Here is an 18,346-nt window from a genome sequence, read left to right on the forward strand (position 1 = left end):
ACAAGGTACTGCGCCGTATTCAAGGGCGGCGCGATACTGTGTAGGAGCGGGTTTACCGGGGCGCCGAACCGCCGCGAAGGGGCGCGAAGCGGCCCCAATTTACAGCACGGTCAGATCAGCGCTTGTCTTCAACCTTCCACGCACCACCATCGTAGAACGCCTTCCAGCCGGTCGGCTTGCCATCCACCTCGGACTGCACGTACTGCTCCTTGGTCTTGCGGCTGTAGCGGATCACCGCCGGGCGACCATCCGGGTCTTTCTGCGGCGCATCGCACAGGAAGTGGTATTTCGGGTCGATCTCATGCTTGTGCGGCACGATCTCCATTACCAGCGGTGCGCGGGTTTCGCGGTTCTTGGGGAACTGGCTGGCCGCCAGGAACAACCCCGAAGCGCCGTCGCGCAACACGTAGGTGTCGTCGACCTTCTCGCACTTGAGTTCCGGCATGTCCACCTTGTCCATCTTCGGTGGTGCCGCTTCGCCGCTCTTCAGCAGCTTGCGGGTGTTCTTGCACGCCGGGTTGGTGCAGCCGAAGAACTTGCCGAAACGGCCCGTCTTCAATTGCATCTCGCTGCCGCATTTGTCGCACTCCAGGCTCGGCCCTTCGTAGCCCTTGATGCGGTAGCTGCCTTCCTCGATCTCGTAGCCGGCGCAATCCGGGTTGTTACCGCAGATGTGCAGCTTATGCTTCTCGTCCAGCAGGTAGGCATCCATCGCCGTGGCGCAGATCGGGCAGCGGTGCTTGCCCAGCAGCACGCGCGACTCCGACTCACCCTCGTCATCCGCAGCAATCTCGTCGCCCGGCACCAGGTTAACGGTGGCCTTGCAACGCTCTTTTGGCGGCAGGCTGTAGCCCGAACAGCCGAGGAACACACCCGTGGAAGCCGTGCGGATCATCATCGGCCGGCCACATTCCTTGCACGGAATGTTGGTCATGGTCGGCTGGTTGGCACGCATGCCGTCTTCACTGGACTCGGCAGTCTGCAGCTTCTTGCTGAAGTCGCCGTAGAACTCGTCAAGCACGTTCTTCCAGTCACGCTCGCCCTGGGCCACGTCGTCGAGGTTCTCTTCCATGTCGGCGGTAAAGCCGTAGTCCATCAGGTTGGAGAAGCTCTCCGACAGGCGCTCGGTGACGATATCGCCCATCTTCTCGGAGTAGAAGCGCCGGTTGTGCAGGGTCACGTAGCCACGGTCCTGAATGGTGGAAATGATCGCCGCATAGGTCGACGGGCGGCCAATGCCGCGCTTTTCCATTTCCTTGACCAGGCTGGCCTCGGTGAAGCGTGCCGGTGGCTTGGTGAAGTGCTGGCTCGGGTCGATCTGCAGCAGCTTCAGCGCCTCACCCTGGACCATCTCTGGCAGCACGTCATCTTCGCCCGGCTTGCTCTGCTGTGGCAGCACGCGGGTATAACCGTCGAACTTGAGGATACGGCCCTTGGCGCGCAGCTCGAAGTCGCCGGCAGCCACAGTAACGCTGGTGGACAGGTACTGCGCCGGTGGCATCTGGCAGGCCAGGAACTGGCGCCAGATCAGCTCGTACAGGCGCTCGGCGTCCCGCTCCATGCCACTGAGCTTGGTCGGGTGAGTGTTCACGTCGGAAGGACGAATGGCTTCGTGCGCTTCCTGGGCGCCTTCCTTGCTGCCGTAGACCAGCGGCGCCTCAGGCAGGTACTGCTTGCCGAATTCGCGCTCGATGTAGCTACGCGCCATGTCCAGGGCGTCGCCCGACAGGTTGGTCGAGTCGGTACGCATGTAAGTGATGTAGCCCGCTTCGTACAAGCGTTGGGCCATCATCATGGTCTTTTTCACACCGAAGCCCAGGCGATTACTGGCTGCCTGCTGCAGGGTGGATGTGATGAACGGTGCCGACGGCTTGCTGCTGGTGGGGCGGTCTTCGCGCTTGACCACACTGTAGCTGGAAGCCTTGAGCTTCTCCAGCGCCGCCATGGCCTGGGCTTCGTTCAACGGTTTGAAGGCCTCGCCCTTCTCGCGCGCCACTTCGAAACGCACCTTGGCGTTTTTCGCCGTACCGAGGTCGGCGTGGATCTCCCAGTACTCTTCCGGGATGAACGCACGGATTTCACGCTCGCGCTCCACCACCAGCTTCACTGCTACCGACTGCACGCGACCGGCGGACAGGCCACGGGCAATCTTGGACCACAACAGTGGCGAAACCATGTAGCCGACCACACGGTCGAGGAAGCGCCGGGCCTGCTGGGCGTTGACCCGGTCGATGTCCAGCTCGCCCGGTTGCGAGAACGCTTCCTGGATGGCCTTCTTGGTAATTTCGTTGAACACCACGCGCTTGTAGCGGGTGTCGTCGCCGCCGATGGCCTCGCGCAGGTGCCAGGCGATGGCTTCCCCTTCGCGGTCCAAGTCGGTTGCGAGATAGATGGTGTCAGCATCTTTGGCCAGGCGGCGCAGCTCTTCGATCACCTTTTCCTTGCCAGGCAGGATCTCGTACTTGGCCTTCCAGCCGTGGTCGGGGTCCACGCCCATGCGCGCCACCAGTTGGCGGCGGGCCTTTTCTTTTGGCGACAGGGCCGGAGCCTCACCCGCAGCAGCCTTGCCACGCTTGGCGGCCGGCTCTTTGCTTGCGCTGGCCGAACCGCTGGTGGGGAGGTCTCGGATATGGCCGATACTCGACTTCACCACGTACTGGTTGCCCAGGTACTTGTTGATGGTCTTGGCCTTGGCCGGGGATTCCACAATGACCAGCGATTTGCCCATGGATCGGAGTATTCCTGAATCTGAAGATAAAAAACGCGTCAGGTGCCAGACGCGGCACCGCTATATATAGTGGCAAAAGTGTGAGGTCAAGTTCGAACGATCACGCCCGCGACTTGCCGAGCAACCCGGGCAGCCCCTCTTCGGCCTTGACCAAAGCAAAGCGTGGCACCTGCTCGCCGTCAACCTCGACGGACTCCTGGAACATCGAAAGTGGCCGCACCCAGAAGCTGTAATCACCATACAGGCATTGGTAGAACACCATCCACTCTTCGTTCTCGGAGTGCCGCGCAACACTGAAGACACGGTACTCAGGCCCTTTGTAATGCCGGTATACGCCTGGTTGTATCTGCATGTTGCCCACCCTCTTGAATAAACCTGAAAAAAACAAAACCGGGGCACAAGGCCCCGGCTGCTGTCCCGCTACGCGATCAGACGCGTTCGAAGACAGTGGTGATACCTTGACCAAGGCCGACGCACATGGTCGCCACCCCCAGGGTACCGCCATTTTGCTTCATGACATTGAGCAGGGTGCCGGAAATACGTGCCCCGGAGCAACCAAACGGGTGGCCCAAGGCAATGGCGCCGCCGTGCAGGTTAACCTTCTCATCCATCTTGTCGAGTACTTTCAAGTCTTTCAGCACTGGCAGGGCCTGTGCAGCGAAGGCTTCGTTGAGCTCGATGAAGTCGATGTCGGCCATGGTCAGGCCGGCGCGCTTGAGGGCTTTCTGGGTCGATGGCACCGGGCCGTAGCCCATGATTGCCGGATCGACGCCGGCCACCGCCATCGAACGGAGTACCGCCAATGGCTGGATACCCAGGTCCATGGCACGCTGGCCGGACATGACGATCATGCATGACGCGCCGTCGGTGATCTGCGACGAGGTACCGGCCGTGACCGTACCGCCCTTCGGGTTGAACGCAGGCTTGAGCGACGCCAGGCCTTCGAGCGTGGTTTCCGGGCGAATGGTTTCGTCGAAATCGAACACCTTCAGGAAGCCGTTCTCATCAAAGCCCTGCATCGGGATGATCTCGTCCTTGAACTTGCCTTCGACCGTGGCCTTGTGGGCCAACTGGTGCGAACGCACGCCGAACAGGTCCTGCTGCTCACGGGTGATGCCGTGCATCTTGCCGAGCATTTCTGCAGTCAGGCCCATCATCCCGGAAGCCTTGGCGGCATGCAAGGACAGGTGCGGGTTGGGGTCGACGCCGTGCATCATGCTGACGTGGCCCATGTGCTCCACGCCACCCACCACGAACACATCGCCGTTACCGGTCATGATCGCCTGGGCAGCGGTGTGCAGTGCACTCATCGACGAGCCGCACAGGCGGCTGACGGTCTGCGCTGCGGAGGTGTGCGGGATCTGGGTCATCAGCGAGGCCATGCGGGCAATGTTCCAGCCCTGCTCCAGGGTCTGGTTGACGCAGCCCCAGATCACGTCCTCGACTTCTTTCGGGTCGACCTTGCCGTTGCGTTCCAGCAGCTTGCTGATCAGGTGCGCCGACATGTCTTCGGCGCGGGTGTTGCGGTGCATGCCACCCTTGGAGCGGCCCATTGGCGTGCGACCGAAGTCGACAATCACCACGTCTCTTGGATTCAGGCTCATATCAAATCTCTCGCTCTAGCTCGTTGACCGCTCAGTTGAAGAAGCGCTGGCCGCTCTTGGCCATTTCACGCAGCTTGGCGGTCGGGTGGTACAGCGGCCCCAGGTCGGCGTACTGATCGGCCAGGGCAACGAATTCGGCGACACCGATCGAGTCGATGTAGCGCAGCGCACCACCGCGGAAAGGAGGGAAACCAATGCCGTAGACCAGGCCCATGTCGGCTTCGGCGGCGGTTTCGACGATGCCGTCTTCCAGGCAGCGCACGGTCTCCAGGCACAGCGGCACCATCATCCAGTTGATGATGTCTTCGTCGGTGACTTCACGCTGTTCGAACACGACCGGCTTGAGCACGTCGAGCACGGTGGCGTCGAAGACCTTCTTCGGCTTGCCGCGCTTGTCGGTTTCGTAGGCGTAGAAGCCCTTGCCGTTCTTCTGGCCCAGGCGGTTGGCTTCGTACAGCGCATCGACGGCCGAGCGGCGCTCGTCCTTCATGCGGTCCGGGAAGCCTTCGGCCATGACGTCACGGCCATGGTGGCCGGTGTCGATGCCAACCACGTCCATCAGGTAGGCCGGGCCCATCGGCCAGCCGAACTTTTCCATGACCTTGTCGATGCGCACGAAGTCGACACCGGCGCTGACCAGCTTGGCGAAACCGCCGAAGTAAGGGAACAGCACGCGGTTGACCAGGAAGCCCGGGCAGTCGTTGACCACGATCGGGTTCTTGCCCATTTTCTTGGCGTAGGCCACGGTGGTGGCGACCGCCACTTCACTGGACTTCTCGCCACGGATCACTTCCACCAGCGGCATCATGTGCACCGGGTTGAAGAAGTGCATGCCGACGAAGTTTTCCGGGCGCTTGAGTGCCTTGGCCAGCAGGTTGATGGAGATGGTCGATGTGTTGGAGGCAAGGATTGCATCCTCTTTTACCTGCCCTTCCACTTCAGCCAGTACCGCCTGCTTGACCTTCGGGTTCTCGACCACCGCCTCGACTACGATGTCGACATTGGCGAAATCGCCATAGGACAGGGTCGGGCGAATGGCGTTGAGTGCCTCGGCCATCTTGGCCGGGGTCAAACGCCCCTTGTCGACGCGGTTGCCGAGCAGCTTGGAGGCCTCGTTCAGGCCCAGCTGGATGGCTTCCTCGCGAATGTCCTTCATCAGGATCGGGGTGCCCTTGACCGCCGACTGGTAGGCGATGCCGCCCCCCATGATGCCGGCGCCGAGCACGGCGGCCTGCTTCACGTCGTGGGCGATTTCGTCATGCGCCTTGGCCTTGCGCTTGAGCTCCTGGTCGTTCAGGAACAGGCCGATCAGGCTTTCGGCTACCGAGGTCTTGGCCAGCTTGGCGAAGCCTGCGGCCTCGACTTCCAGGGCCTTGTCGCGGCCGAAATTGGCGGCTTTCTGAATGCTCTTGATGGCTTCGACCGGGGCCGGATAGTTCGGGCCGGCCTGGCCGGCGACGAAGCCCTTGGCGGTTTCGAAGGCCATCATTTGCTCGATGGCGTTGAGCTTGAGCTTTTCCAGCTTCGGCTGGCGCTTGGCCTTGTAGTCCAGCTCGCCGCTGATGGCGCGCTTGATCAGGTCCAGGGCACCGGCCTGCAGCAGCTCTGGGGCAACCACGGCATCGACGGCACCGACTTTCAGGGCGTCTTCGGCGCGGTTTTCCTTACCGGCGGCGATCCACTCGATGGCGTTGTCAGAGCCGATCAGGCGCGGCAGGCGCACGGTACCGCCAAAGCCCGGGTAGATACCCAGCTTGACTTCCGGCAGGCCGATCTTGGCGCTGGTGGACATGACCCGGTAGTCGGCCGCCAGGCACATTTCCAGGCCGCCACCCAGGGCGATGCCGTTGATGGCGGCAACGGTCGGCACTTCGAGGTCTTCGAAGGCGTTGAAGATGCGGTTGGCTTCCAGGTTGCCGGCGACCAGTTCGGCCTCGGGCAGCTTGAAGTTGTCGACGAACTCGGTGATGTCGGCGCCGACGATGAACACGTCCTTGCCACTGCTGACGATAACGCCCTTGACCGAGGCGTCGGCCTGGATGGCTTCGACGGCCTGGCGCAGCTCGTTCAGGGTCAGGCGGTTGAACTTGTTGACGGACTCACCCTTGAGGTCGAACTTGAGCTCGACGATGCCACTTTCAAGAGCCTTAACCGTGATGGCTTTACCTTCGTAAATCATCAACTGATCTCCACGATATGGAAGCTGAACTGTACACGCCGATCGCTGCAGCAAGAGCAGGCCTATCTGCCCCGCCCCAGGCACACCCGTCAGCGCGCTAGTCGGAAGTATGGCTTGGCGTCATGACATACAAACGCTCAATTCATACGCCCGTTTGATTTGGGTGTGCACACATTCTCCGAAAAGATCGACGTTGTCAAATGCTCACGAGCACGGCGAAAACGCGACTTTCCGGTCATTTTGTATCGCCCTGGTACAAAACATGATGACAGTGATCGCCGAACATTCATGTCAGCGATTGACTATGGCGCCGAAGGAACGTTGCAGTTTTCTGGTGTAGGGCCTGGGTTTGATGATGGCATTGAGATCGAGCGCCGCCCGCGCGGCGCTTCGCGGCACAAGGCCGCTCCCACATCTGTTTCGGGCCAGTTATTCCTGTGCCCTTGGTGCATGGCTGGGGAACAATGAAAAGCAACTGCTTCCCCTTCGATATCGAATGGGACAAACAAGGCGGACAGAGGCGACCTCACAGGAGAGATTGGCCCGAAACAGATGTGGGAGCGGCCTTGTGCCGCGAAGCGCCGCGCGGGCGGCGCTCGATCTCGACAACACCGCAAATCCCCCGCCAGGCACCTCGCAGCCCACCCTCACCCGCCCCAAAAAATTCCCCAACCACATCACTGGCAACCGGCTACACTCCCACTTGCTTGAAATGTATACCCGGCCTGCCTGGCCTTTTCTGCGACAGCAGAACGCAAAGCGGCGACTTGGCACCCCACCCCTTCAGGGGTATGCCAAGCCGCCGCTTTGTCGTTATGTGTTGTGAAACTCCCACAGGGAGTGGTGTCAGCTCAAGAATCAGCTGTCAGGCCAAGGTTTCAAGGACGTAGGCAACATCCTGCAATACAGCCGTATCGCCCCGCTCGGTCCAGTACAGGGCAATCATCCGCGCATCGGCCTCGACCTTGTAAACGCTTGCCGGCAAGCGCGCCAATGCCTCGACAAAGCGAGGATCTTCGCAGGGTTCACGCCACTGGTTCCACCACACTCCCGGGCTGACTTGCCAGAAGCTGAAGCTGTCTTCATGCCCGCGGCGGCGCGCCCGATGGTACTGCGGGCAAGGGCTTGGCGGCTCTTTCTCCAGCCAGTGCGGCCACTGCTGCGGCGCCAGTTGCATGGCCAGCCCCATGCGCCGCGCCTCCAGGCGCAGCTTCATCTGCTCGCTCTGTTTGCGCGAACTGCGCAGCCAGGAAAGCGGGCTGAGAATCAGCGCAAGGATTGACACCACCAGCAATACCGTCATATCAGTAGACCCCATAAAGCGTTGCAAATGAGCTGGTTAGCCATTTTTCACGGAAGACCCGCCCAAAAGCGACCATACTTCTTCTATCGCGATTGTCAGGAGTACCGCTCATGCAATACGAACATTTGTTGGTCGCCGTCGACCTGACCGAAGAATGCGACCCGGTGATCAAGCGCGCCATGAAGCTCGCCGAGCCCTCAGGCGCCAAGGTGTCGCTGGTGCACATCGTCGAGCCGATGGCCATGGCCTTTGGCGGTGACGTCCCCATGGACCTGTCGCAACTGCAACAGCAGCAGTTCGACCAGGCCAAGGAGCGCATGGAGCGCCTGTTCAACAAATACCCGGATATCAACCGCGGCGATTCGCACCTGACCTACGGCCAACCGCGCCAGGAAATCCACCAGTTGGCCAAGGACCAGAAGTGCGACCTGATCGTGGTCGGCAGCCATGGCCGCCATGGGCTGGCCCTGTTGCTAGGGTCGACAGCCAATGACGTGTTGCATGGCGCGCCGTGTGATGTGCTGGCGGTGCGGTTGCAGAAGAAGGATTGATTTAACCTGTAAAGGGTCTTCGCGGGTGAACCCGCTCCTACAAGGGATCGCATACCCTTGTAGGAGCGGGTTCATCGAGGCGTCGAACCGCCGCGAAGAGGCCGGATCAGGCTAACGCCAATCAGCCTTCCAGCTCAGCCCAGCGCTCTACCAATACATCCAGCTCGCCCTGCAGCTTCTCGATCTTCGCCAGTACCGCGGAAGTTTCCGCAATCGGCCGCTGATAGAACCCCGCCGCATTCACTTCTTCCTGGGCTTCTGCCATGCGCTGCTCCAGTGCGTCGATCTGCCCCGGCAGCATCTCCAGCTCACGCTGCAACTTGTAGCTGAGCTTCTTCTTCGAAGCCTCTTCCACCACCGGCGCAGCAACAGGCTCTGGCTTGGCCTCGACTTTCTCCACCACCGCACTGTTGAGCGCAGACTTGCCGCCCTTGCTCTCGGTCACGCCCAGCAGCTTCGGCGAGCCGCCCTGGCGAATCCAGTCTTCGTAGCCACCGACGTACTCACGCACCTTGCCCTCGCCCTCGAACACCAGGGTGCTGGTGACGACGTTGTCGAGGAAGGCCCGGTCGTGGCTGACCATCAGCACGGTGCCCTTGTAGTTGGACAGCACCTCTTCAAGCAGCTCGAGGGTTTCCACGTCCAGGTCGTTGGTCGGTTCGTCGAGGACCAGCAGGTTGGCCGGCTTGCTGAACAGCTTGGCCAGCAACAGCCGCGCACGCTCACCACCCGACAGTGCCTTGACCGGCGTGCGCGCACGCTGGGGGCTGAACAGGAAGTCGCCCAGGTAGCTCAGCACGTGGCGGTTCTGGCCATCGATCTCGATGAAGTCGCGGCCTTCGGCAAGGTTGTCGATTACCGTCTTTTCCAGGTCAAGCTGGTGGCGCATCTGGTCGAAATAGGCCACTTCCAGCTTGGTGCCACGCTCCACCTTGCCTGCGGTCGGCTCAAGGTCGCCCAGCATCATCTTCAGCAGGGTAGTCTTGCCGGTACCGTTGGCGCCCAGCAGGCCAATACGGTCCTGGCGCTGCAGGACCATGGAAAAGTCCTTGACCAGCAAAGGCCCGTCGGCGTGATGGAAGCTGACGTTCTCCAGCACCATCACCTGCTTGCCGGACTTGTCTGCCGCTTCGATCTGGATGTTGGCCCTGCCTTGGCGCTCGCGGCGCTCGCCACGCTCCACGCGCAGGGCCTTCAGTGCACGCACACGGCCTTCGTTGCGGGTACGGCGCGCCTTGATGCCCTGGCGGATCCACACTTCTTCCTGGGCCAGGCGCTTGTCGAACAGCGCGTTGGCGGTTTCTTCGGCGGCCAACGCCGCCTCCTTGTGCACCAGGAAGCTGGCGTAGTCGCCGTTCCAGTCGATCAGGCCGCCACGGTCCAGTTCGAGAATGCGGGTGGCCAGGTTCTGCAGGAAGGAACGGTCGTGGGTGATGAACAGCACCGCGCCGTTGAAGCCGCGCAGGGCCTCTTCGAGCCAGGCGATGGCACCGATGTCCAGGTGGTTGGTCGGTTCGTCGAGCAGCAGCAGGTCAGGCTCCGACACCAGCGCCTGGGCCAGCAGCACGCGGCGGCGCCAGCCACCGGACAGCTCGGCCAGGGTCTTGTCGGCGGGCAGTTGCAAGCGGCTGAGGGTGCTTTCCACCACTTGCTGCAGGCGCCAGCCGTCACGGGCTTCCAGCTCGTGCTGGACATGCATCAGCTTTTCCAGGTCTTCGTCACCCTGGATGTTCATGCTCAGGTGGTGGAACTGCGCCAGCAGTTCGCCGACGCCATCCAGGCCAGCCGCTACCACGTCGAACACCGTGCGCTCGTCGGCCACCGGCAGCTCTTGCGGCAGTTCGCCGATCTTCAGGCCCGGGGCGCGCCAGATTTCGCCGTCGTCGCCCTTCTGTTCGCCCTTGACCAGGCGCAGCATGCTCGACTTGCCGGTGCCGTTGCGGCCGATGATGCACACCCGCTCGCCACGAGCGATCTGCCAGGACACTTTGTCCAGCAGCGGCATGGCGCCGAATGCGAGGGACACATCGCTGAATTTGAGCAGGGTCATGTTGGTCTCCATAAATCGGGCGCGCATTCTACCTGACTTGGCACCCGACGGCACCCGCCAGGGTAAACGGCGAGCAGCTGGCGACATCCGGTCGAACTTAATATCCCGATACAAGCACAGTGCTTTCACCCGCAGCCGGCAAACGGCTAAGCTAAGGCAATAGCTTCCAACAGTGCTGGCTTCGCCGTCACTTCCCCATGGTTCAACTGCCCGGACGTATCATGCGCAGCCGCCTGTTACATATTGCATCCTGCCTGCTGCTTACCGCTGCCACCTGCGCGGCACAGGCTGCCGACCTGACCTTGCAACGCCAGTACTACGACGAGGCCAAGCGTGCGCTGGCCAAGGGCGACAAAGGCCCGTACCTGCGTTATGCCCAAGCCCTGAGCGACTACCCGCTGACGCCCTACCTGGCCTACGATGAGCTCACGGCCCGCCTGAAAAGCGCCAGCAACCAGGAAATCGAGGGTTTCCTCGCCAAGCATGGCGACCTGCCCCAGGCCAACTGGATGAAACTGCGCTGGTTGCGCTGGCTGGCCGAACGCGGCGAGTGGGATACCTTCGTCAAGTACTACGACCCCAAACTCAACTTCACCGAACTGGACTGCCTCAATGGCCAGTACCAGCTCAGCCATGGCCTGCGGGCCGAAGGCAACGCCACCGCCGACAAGCTGTGGAACGTCGGCAAGTCGCAACCTGCCGCGTGCGACACACTGTTCGGCATGTGGGCGACCGAAGGCCAGCTGACCGAGAGCAAACGCTGGGAACGCACCAAGCTGGCGGCCCAGGCGCGCAACTACGGCCTGGCCAACAACCTGGTCAACACGCTGACCACCCTTGGCCCGCAGGGGCGCCTGCTGGTTGACGTGGCACAGAAGCCCGAGCTGCTCAACCAGCCGTCGCGCTTCACCCCGGCCAACGAGGCGATGTCCGATGTGGTAAGCCTCGGCCTGCGCCGCCTGGCCCGCCAGGACCCGGAGCGGGCCATGGCGCTGCTCGACGATTATGCCCAGCGCATGCACTTCTCCCGCGACGAAAAGGTGGCCATCGCCCGCGAAATCGGCCTGACCCTGGCACGCCGCTATGACCCGCGTGCGCTCGACCTGATGACCCGCTACGACCCCGAACTGCGTGACAACACCGTCAGCGAGTGGCGCCTGCGCCTGTTGCTGCGCCTGGGCCGCTGGGAGGACGCCTACGAGTTGACCAAGCGCCTGCCGCAGGACCTGGCCGCCAGCAGCCGCTGGAAGTACTGGCAGGCACGCAGCCTGGAACTGGCACAGCCGAACAACCCGCAGATCCCGCTGCTGTACAAGACCGTGGCGCGCGAGCGTGACTTCTATGGCTTCCTCGCTGCCGACCGGGCGCAGACGCCGTACCAGCTCAACAACAAGCCGCTGCTGCTGAGCCCGCAACTGGTCAAGAAAGTGCGCAACACCCCGGGCATCCAGCGCGCACTGGAGTTCCACGCCCGCGGCCAGATCGTCGAAGGCCGCCGCGAGTGGTACCACGTGAGCCGCCACTTCACCCGTGACGAGATGGTCGCCCAGGCGCGCCTGGGTTATGAGCTGCGCTGGTACTTCCCGGCCATTCGCACCATCAGCCAGGCGCAGTACTGGGACGACCTGGACATCCGTTTCCCTATGGCCCACCGCGATACCCTGGTACGCGAAGCCAAAGTGCGCGGCCTGCATTCGAGCTGGGTGTTTGCCATCACCCGCCAGGAAAGCGCCTTCATGGAAGACGCACGCTCACCAGTGGGTGCCAGCGGCCTGATGCAGCTGATGCCAGCCACGGCCAAGGAAACCGCTCGCAAGTTCAGCATTCCGCTGGCTTCGCCGGCGCAGGTGCTGAACCCGGACAAGAACATCCAGTTGGGCGCGGCCTACCTGAGCCAGGTGCACAGCCAGTTCAACGGCAACCGGGTACTGGCCTCGGCAGCCTACAACGCCGGGCCGGGGCGTGTGCGACAGTGGCTGAAAGGCGCCAAGCACCTGAGCTTCGATGTGTGGGTAGAGTCGATCCCGTTCGACGAAACGCGCCAGTATGTGCAGAACGTGCTGTCGTATTCGGTGATCTATGGGCAGAAGCTGAACGCGCCGCAGCCGCTGGTGGACTGGCATGAGCGGTATTTTGATGACATGTGAGGTTTGCTGAGCCTCTACCGGCCTCTTCGCGGGTAAACCCGCTCCTACAAGGGTTATGAGCTCGTTGTAGGAGCGGGTTTACCCGCGAAGAGGCCGGTACAGGCAATATATCTACTCCAGCACCTCCACCTGCATCCCTACCTCCAATCTGCCACTGCCATCTACCGCCAGGTTCTGCCCGAACAGCACATCCCCCTCCTTTTCACGAAAGGTCTTCAGCGTAGCCATCGGCTCGCGGTCTTCACTGCGCTCGCCCGTAGCCGGATCGATGGTAGTGAAGACGCAGCGCACACTGGGCTTGAGCACACGAAACTCCAAGCTGCCAATACGAATGCGCTTCCAGCCATCTTCGGCAAACGGTTCAGCGCCCTCCACCACCAGGTTGGGCCGAAAGCGCAGCATCTCCATCGGCCGACCAACGCGCCGGCTCAGCTCGTCCAGCGAGCCCTGGCCAATCAGCAGCAAGGGGAAGCCATCGGGAAACGCCGCCCGGTCACTGTTGAAGCCATAACCGTTGGGCAAGTAGCGCGCACGCTGTTCCGGGCAATGCACCAGGCGCACGGGCTTGCCCAGCAGCTCGCTCAGCCAGGCCGCCGCCGCATCTCCTGCGTCCGGCACGCGCAGGGTATCGCGCCAGATGGTCACCCCGCGCAGGGCATCATCGGCAGGCGGCACCGCCACCCACAGCGGCGCCTGACCAGGTGCCTGCAACAGCAACCGGCCGTTGTCGTCATCGCTCGCCGTGATCTGGCCGAGCCGTGGCCAGGCGCGTTGGGTCAGGAAGCGTCCGTTTTCTTCCTCCACCACCATCCAGCGCCGGTCGCCCTGCAACCCCAACAAACCCACCGCTGAAGCCTGCAGGCCTTGTGCCTGCCCCGACTTCAGCGGGTATCGATACAACTCACTGAGAAACATCCCTGCCGCCTCGCGTCATGCCAAAAGCCAAGCTTATACCTGGCCGGCCCGGCAATCACGCAGTGGCGGTATCCAGCAGCAGGCGTTGCTTGACCACGTCGACCAGGCGATCGGGCTGGAACTTGGAAAGGAAGTTGTCACAGCCGACCTTCTTCACCATGGACTCGTTGAAACTGCCCGACAGCGAGGTGTGCAACACCACGTAAAGCTGGCGCAGGCGCGCATCGCTACGAATCTCGGTGGTCAACCGGTAGCCGTCCATTTCCGGCATTTCGGCGTCGGTGAACACCATCAGCAGCTTTTCGCATACGTCTTCGCCGGCATCGGCCCAGCCCTTGAGCATGCGCAGCGCTTTCAGGCCATCACTGGCCACATGCAGCTTCACGCCCAGCTGGGACAGGGTGTCGCGCAACTGCGCCAGGGCCACGCTGGAGTCATCCACCAGCAGCACCTCGCGCCCACGTGCCCGGGCCAGCACCGGGTCGGCAAGTTTTTCGCCAGAGACGCGGGCGTTGTACGGCACGATTTCGGCCAGCACCTTCTCCACGTCGATCACCTCCACCAACTGGTCATCGACCTTGGTGATGGCAGTCAGGTAATGCTGGCGCCCGGCGCTGGAAGGCGGCGGCATGATCGACTCCCAGTTCATGTTGACGATGCGGTCGACACCGCCCACCAGGAAGGCCTGCACTGAGCGGTTGTACTCGGTGACAATGATGGTGCTGTCCGGCCCCGGTTGCAGCGGGCGCATGCCGATTGCCTGGGACAGGTCGATCACCGGCAAGGTCTGCCCACGCAGGTTGACCACACCACAGACAAAGGGATGACGCTGCGGCATCAGGGTCAGCTTGGGCAGCTGCAGCACTTCCTGAACCTTGAACACGTTGATCGCGAACAACTGGCGACCGGCCAGGCGGAACATCAGGATTTCCAGGCGGTTCTCACCTACCAGTTGCGTGCGTTGGTCTACCGTGTCGAGAATGCCAGCCATTGGAAAACCCCCAGGCTTGAGTCGAAAAAGGTGAAATCATCTACCCTGTATCGGCGGCTTCCCGCACACCTTGACCCATGCGGGAAAATGCCGAGCAGGCAATTGATATCACTTTACCATCATGCTTTACTGCGGGCACTCCGTGACAAAACAACGGCAGGCCAAAAGTTCCCCACCTTAGCTTCGCATCAGGGAAACCCTTAGGAGCAATCGGGTGCAACCTGATGTTCGCGATATCCTTTAGCCATTAATGTGACGCCATTCTCATTGCATGAATGGAGTCAGGCTTTTGTTAGCTATCGTTTTGGCGTGCCCGTCCCTTGCGCCTACCCCACGCGCGGGGACCTGATCATGGACACTGCCTTATCGTTCGATGACGCCCTGCAGGGCTTCCTGCTGGATGCCCAGGTACTGCTGTCCCAGGCCCAGGAATGCCTGCAGCATCTGGAGCTGATCGACAATGACCCGGATGCCTGCCGTTGCCTGGACAACGCCCTCGACAGCCTCGCCCGGCAGGCCACACGCCTGGGCCTGCGTGAAGTCGCCCACTACGCCACCGCCCTGCAACAGTTACTTGCCCCGGCTTGTCACGGCGGCTGCCTGCCCCGTGAAGCCCTACCCGCGATAGGGGCCTGCCTGACCCTGCTGGCCTGGCAGCTGGAACTGGTCGATACCCGTACCGGGCGGCTTAACCTGGACATCGGCGAGCAGCTGGTACTGCTGGGTGAGCTGGCCAAGGTCGTGCAACAGCCGTTCGCACCCGCCTGCGCGTCCTGCGATGAAGAAGGCAACGTGTGCATTCACCCACATGACACCATGATCTCCGGCAGCCGCAGAAGCCGGTCCAAACCTGCGCACTAAAACTGAGCCAAAGTGCAACTAAGCACGATTATCCAAGCCCCATCAGGGTCAAACTTGGAAAGTTCTCCATGTTTTCAACGGGCCCTGTTGAAACATTACCGCATAGTTGCTGCACAAGTTCGACCAGCGCGATTAAAGGGTGGCACTTTGCTACTCGCCACGGCCCGACCAGCAGGCGTTTCAAAGCGTTACCCAGCCGCGACCGATGCCAGGCGAAGTGGTAATATGCGCCCCCACACACGTTTGCGACCGCAAAAAAGGTTGCACATCACGTGTTCGAAAAAACATCGAAAGTACTGCGCCAAAGCCTCTGACCAGCATTGTGCAAGGCCTCCATCAGCAATACTTCAGTGGCTTCCTTATTTATGCTCCCACGCTTGAAGATTCCCATGCGTTGCTGTTCCCGCGCTGCCCTGCTGCGTTGGCTGACAGTCGGGCTGTGTGTGGCCTCGCTGGTCACCAACCTGCTGCTGTACCTGGCCAACCTGGCAATCCCCGCCAGCCTGCTGGTGCTGCAATTCGCCGCAACGCTGGGGGCGGCCGTGCAACTGGGCCTGGGCGCCAGGTCGATCAGCCTGCGCCCGGCCGAGCTCGCCGAGCGCATGCTCAAGGTGCAGGAAGACGAGCGCCAGCATCTGAGCCGGGAGCTGCACGACGATATCGGCCAGTTGCTCACCGCCGCCAAACTGCAGCTGCAATGGCTGCAACGGCGCATGCCCGACGAACTGCAGGGCCACTGCGATGCCCTGCGCAGCACGCTGGATGACACCCTTGGCGCCGTGCGCGATGTGTCCTCCCTACTCAACCCGCGGCAACTGGCCAGCCTGGGGCTCGAAGCCAGCCTGCGCGCACACTTGGTGCGCACCCTGGCCAGCAGCGGGGTGCAATGGAGCCTGGCATGCAACCAACGCCTGGGAGGCATCGACGAAGCCGTGGCCATGGCGGTGTTTCGCATCACTCAGGAAGCCGTGACCAACATGCTGCGTCACGCCCAGGCACACAACCTGGTCATCCGCCTGCAACGCACCCCCGAGGGCCTGGCGTTGTCGATCCGTGATGATGGCCGTGGCTTTGTGCCCGCCCGCCACCCGGCCGAAGCTGGCCAGCGCGGCCTGGCCGGCATGCACGAGCGGGTCACCGCCTTGCACGGCAGCCTCGACATCACCAGCCAGCTTGGCCTGGGCACGCGGATAGAAGCGGTGTTCCCGTGGCCACCGCGCACCCAGCAACGCGCCAGGAGTACTGCCACCCATGACCTGTAGACTGCTGCTGGTAGACGACCACTCGCTGATCCGTGCCGGGGTACGTGCGCTGGTTTGCGACATCCCCGGCTACGGTGTGATCGGTGAAGCCGATGATGGCAGCCAGCTGCTCGAACAGGTGCGCACACTGGCGCCCGATATTGTCCTGCTGGACATTTCCATGCGTTCAACCAGCGGCCTGGACGCCCTCACTCAATTGCGGGCCAGCGGCAGCACCTGCAAGGTGCTGGTCTTGTCGATGCATACCGACCCGGACCTGATCATGCGCGCCCTGGAAAGTGGCGCCCACGGCTACCTGCTCAAGGACACCAGTGCCACCGAGCTGGAGCAGGCCCTGGAGGCGGTGCGCCACGGCGAACGCTACCTCAGCCCGGCCATCGCCCACACCGTCATCAACCAGGCATTACAGCACACCAGGCAAGGCAAGCACGGCACTGGCGAGCGGCACAACCTGACCGCGCGGCAGCTGGAAATCCTGCGCCTGATCGTGCGTGGCAAATCCACTCGGGAAATCGCAGCGGGCCTGGGCCTGTCGATCAAGACGGTGGAAACCCATCGCTCGCAGATCATGAAGCGCCTGCAGATTCACGATGTGGCTGGCCTGGTGCTGTTTGCCGTGCGCGAAAAAATCATCAGCCTGGACGACTGAGCAACGGCGACCCGGGCGGCAGGTGCAGCTGCAAGGCAGCGGGCCTGGCCTGAAAGCGCAGGTTGTCGGCTTGCAAGGGTTCGCCATCAAGGTTGATGTCCAGCCCCTGCGAACTCTTGATCTCCACCCACGGCAACCTGGCCCGTACGAACAGGCCGTCGCCCGCCAGCAGGTCGCGCAACGCTCCGACCACCTCTTGTGGCGCAGGCAGGATGGCGACGTCGAGCAAGCCGTCGTTGACCACGGCTTCCGGGCACAGTACCTGCCCGCCACCGGCCTGGCGGCCATTGCCGATACCCAGCGCCAGCAGCGGCCCCTGCCAGTGAAAGTCCGGCCCTTGCAGCTCCACCGAAGCGGCCTGCAGTTCGCTGAAGCGAGACAACCCCGTGAACAGGTAGGCGGCACCGCCCAGTACTTTCTTCAGGTCTTCGGAAGTATTGGCGGTGACCTGGCTGCCGAAGCCGCCCGTCGCCATGTTGAGGAACAGCTGATCGCCGACCTGACCAAGGTCGATGGGTTGTGGCTCGACATTCAGCAAGGCCAGCGCCGCGGCCGGTTCGAGGGGAATGCCGGCGGCCCTGGCAAAATCGTTGGCAGTGCCTAATGGCAACAGCGCCAGGCTGGCGTTGGTAGCGGCCTGCCCCATGGCCTGCGCCACATCGCGCAACGTGCCGTCGCCGCCACCCGCGACGATATGGCTGTAGCCCGCCGCCAGCGCCTCGGTAACCAGGCGCTGCGCGTCACCCGCCTCCCAGGTCACCCGCACATCCAGCACCCAGCCGGTGTCGCGCAGGTCGCCCACGGCACTGCGCAGTTCTTCGTTCATCGCCTGCTTGCCGTGCAGGACCAGCATCGCCTTGCGCTCTTGCATGTGCGCGTCTCCGTGAAATTGGCCAACCCTGATCTCGACCACAGGCTTGCACAGATCGTTGCATGCCCGCCCAAAAACAGGGATAGCACCAGCCTTCGGTTTGAGAAAATGATGGCATTCTTCACACAGTCGACAATGCCCGACTATGCTCTGCTAATGAACTTTTGACACGTTTTTGACCTGAGCAGGAAACACCTTCAGATGAGTCAGCTTTTTGACTTCTGAATGCCCAGGC

Annotated in this window: 14 protein-coding genes; 5 read left to right on the forward strand and 9 right to left on the reverse strand. The window is 62.2% G+C overall.

Annotated features, from left to right (window positions below):
* Nucleotides 1–115: 115 nt before the first annotated feature.
* The 5 genes from topA to ACIP02_RS15055 form a co-directional block, all read right to left on the reverse strand.
* On the reverse strand, nt 116–2,728 hold the full coding sequence (gene topA / locus ACIP02_RS15035; protein ID WP_400617567.1) for a type I DNA topoisomerase: 2,613 nt from the start codon (nt 2,726–2,728) through the stop codon (nt 116–118).
* A 100-nt stretch (nt 2,729–2,828) separates the two neighbouring features.
* The gene (locus tag ACIP02_RS15040) at nt 2,829–3,080 is read right to left on the reverse strand and encodes a DUF1653 domain-containing protein (RefSeq protein ID WP_400617568.1); all 252 of its coding nucleotides are present in this window, start codon (nt 3,078–3,080) and stop codon (nt 2,829–2,831) included.
* A 76-nt stretch (nt 3,081–3,156) separates the two neighbouring features.
* Entirely contained in the window at nt 3,157–4,332 is a 1,176-nt protein-coding gene (gene fadA, locus ACIP02_RS15045; RefSeq protein ID WP_400617569.1) for an acetyl-CoA C-acyltransferase FadA, read from the reverse strand.
* Nucleotides 4,333–4,363: 31 nt separating this feature from the next.
* Nucleotides 4,364–6,511: a fatty acid oxidation complex subunit alpha FadB gene (gene fadB, locus ACIP02_RS15050; protein WP_400617570.1), complete on the reverse strand. Its 2,148-nt coding sequence runs from the start codon at nt 6,509–6,511 to the stop codon at nt 4,364–4,366.
* An 865-nt stretch (nt 6,512–7,376) separates the two neighbouring features.
* Complete coding sequence (locus ACIP02_RS15055) at nt 7,377–7,814, reverse strand: hypothetical protein (protein WP_019096202.1); 438 nt, start codon at nt 7,812–7,814, stop codon at nt 7,377–7,379.
* A 110-nt stretch (nt 7,815–7,924) separates the two neighbouring features.
* Here ACIP02_RS15055 and ACIP02_RS15060 point away from each other — a divergent pair, with 110 nt between their 5' ends.
* Nucleotides 7,925–8,365: a universal stress protein gene (locus ACIP02_RS15060; protein ID WP_201207176.1), complete on the forward strand. Its 441-nt coding sequence runs from the start codon at nt 7,925–7,927 to the stop codon at nt 8,363–8,365.
* A 121-nt stretch (nt 8,366–8,486) separates the two neighbouring features.
* Here ACIP02_RS15060 and ACIP02_RS15065 read toward each other — a convergent pair whose 3' ends face one another.
* Nucleotides 8,487–10,415, reverse strand: a complete 1,929-nt coding sequence (locus tag ACIP02_RS15065) for an ATP-binding cassette domain-containing protein (RefSeq protein ID WP_400617571.1) — start codon at nt 10,413–10,415, stop codon at nt 8,487–8,489.
* 221 nt (nt 10,416–10,636) lie between these two features.
* Here ACIP02_RS15065 and ACIP02_RS15070 point away from each other — a divergent pair, with 221 nt between their 5' ends.
* Nucleotides 10,637–12,562 (forward strand): transglycosylase SLT domain-containing protein, encoded by a 1,926-nt coding sequence (locus tag ACIP02_RS15070; protein WP_400617572.1) that lies wholly within the window; start codon nt 10,637–10,639, stop codon nt 12,560–12,562.
* A 111-nt stretch (nt 12,563–12,673) separates the two neighbouring features.
* On the opposite strand, the gene ACIP02_RS15075 is transcribed toward ACIP02_RS15070, so the two are convergent.
* On the reverse strand, nt 12,674–13,477 hold the full coding sequence (locus ACIP02_RS15075) for an MOSC domain-containing protein (RefSeq protein WP_400617573.1): 804 nt from the start codon (nt 13,475–13,477) through the stop codon (nt 12,674–12,676).
* Between the two features lie 55 nt (nt 13,478–13,532).
* On the reverse strand, nt 13,533–14,468 hold the full coding sequence (locus tag ACIP02_RS15080) for a chemotaxis protein CheV (RefSeq protein WP_201207172.1): 936 nt from the start codon (nt 14,466–14,468) through the stop codon (nt 13,533–13,535).
* 351 nt (nt 14,469–14,819) lie between these two features.
* On the opposite strand from ACIP02_RS15080, the gene ACIP02_RS15085 reads away from it, so the two are divergent.
* From ACIP02_RS15085 to ACIP02_RS15095, 3 genes are all read left to right on the forward strand, one after another.
* A complete protein-coding gene (locus ACIP02_RS15085; RefSeq protein WP_400617574.1) occupies nt 14,820–15,329 on the forward strand; it encodes a histidine kinase in 510 nt (169 codons plus the stop codon).
* A gap of 365 nt (nt 15,330–15,694) precedes the next feature.
* Complete coding sequence (locus ACIP02_RS15090; protein ID WP_400617575.1) at nt 15,695–16,591, forward strand: sensor histidine kinase; 897 nt, start codon at nt 15,695–15,697, stop codon at nt 16,589–16,591.
* On the forward strand, nt 16,581–17,240 hold the full coding sequence (locus ACIP02_RS15095) for a response regulator (RefSeq protein ID WP_400617576.1): 660 nt from the start codon (nt 16,581–16,583) through the stop codon (nt 17,238–17,240). The genes ACIP02_RS15090 and ACIP02_RS15095 overlap by 11 nt, the downstream gene beginning before the upstream one ends.
* Here the strand turns inward: ACIP02_RS15095 and yegS are convergent.
* Entirely contained in the window at nt 17,224–18,111 is an 888-nt protein-coding gene (gene yegS / locus ACIP02_RS15100) for a lipid kinase YegS (RefSeq protein ID WP_400617577.1), read from the reverse strand. The genes ACIP02_RS15095 and yegS overlap by 17 nt on opposite strands.
* Nucleotides 18,112–18,346 lie beyond the last annotated feature (235 nt).

The sequence above is a fragment of the Pseudomonas sp. NPDC089408 genome (genome assembly GCF_044749445.1).
Classification (GTDB): domain Bacteria; phylum Pseudomonadota; class Gammaproteobacteria; order Pseudomonadales; family Pseudomonadaceae; genus Aquipseudomonas.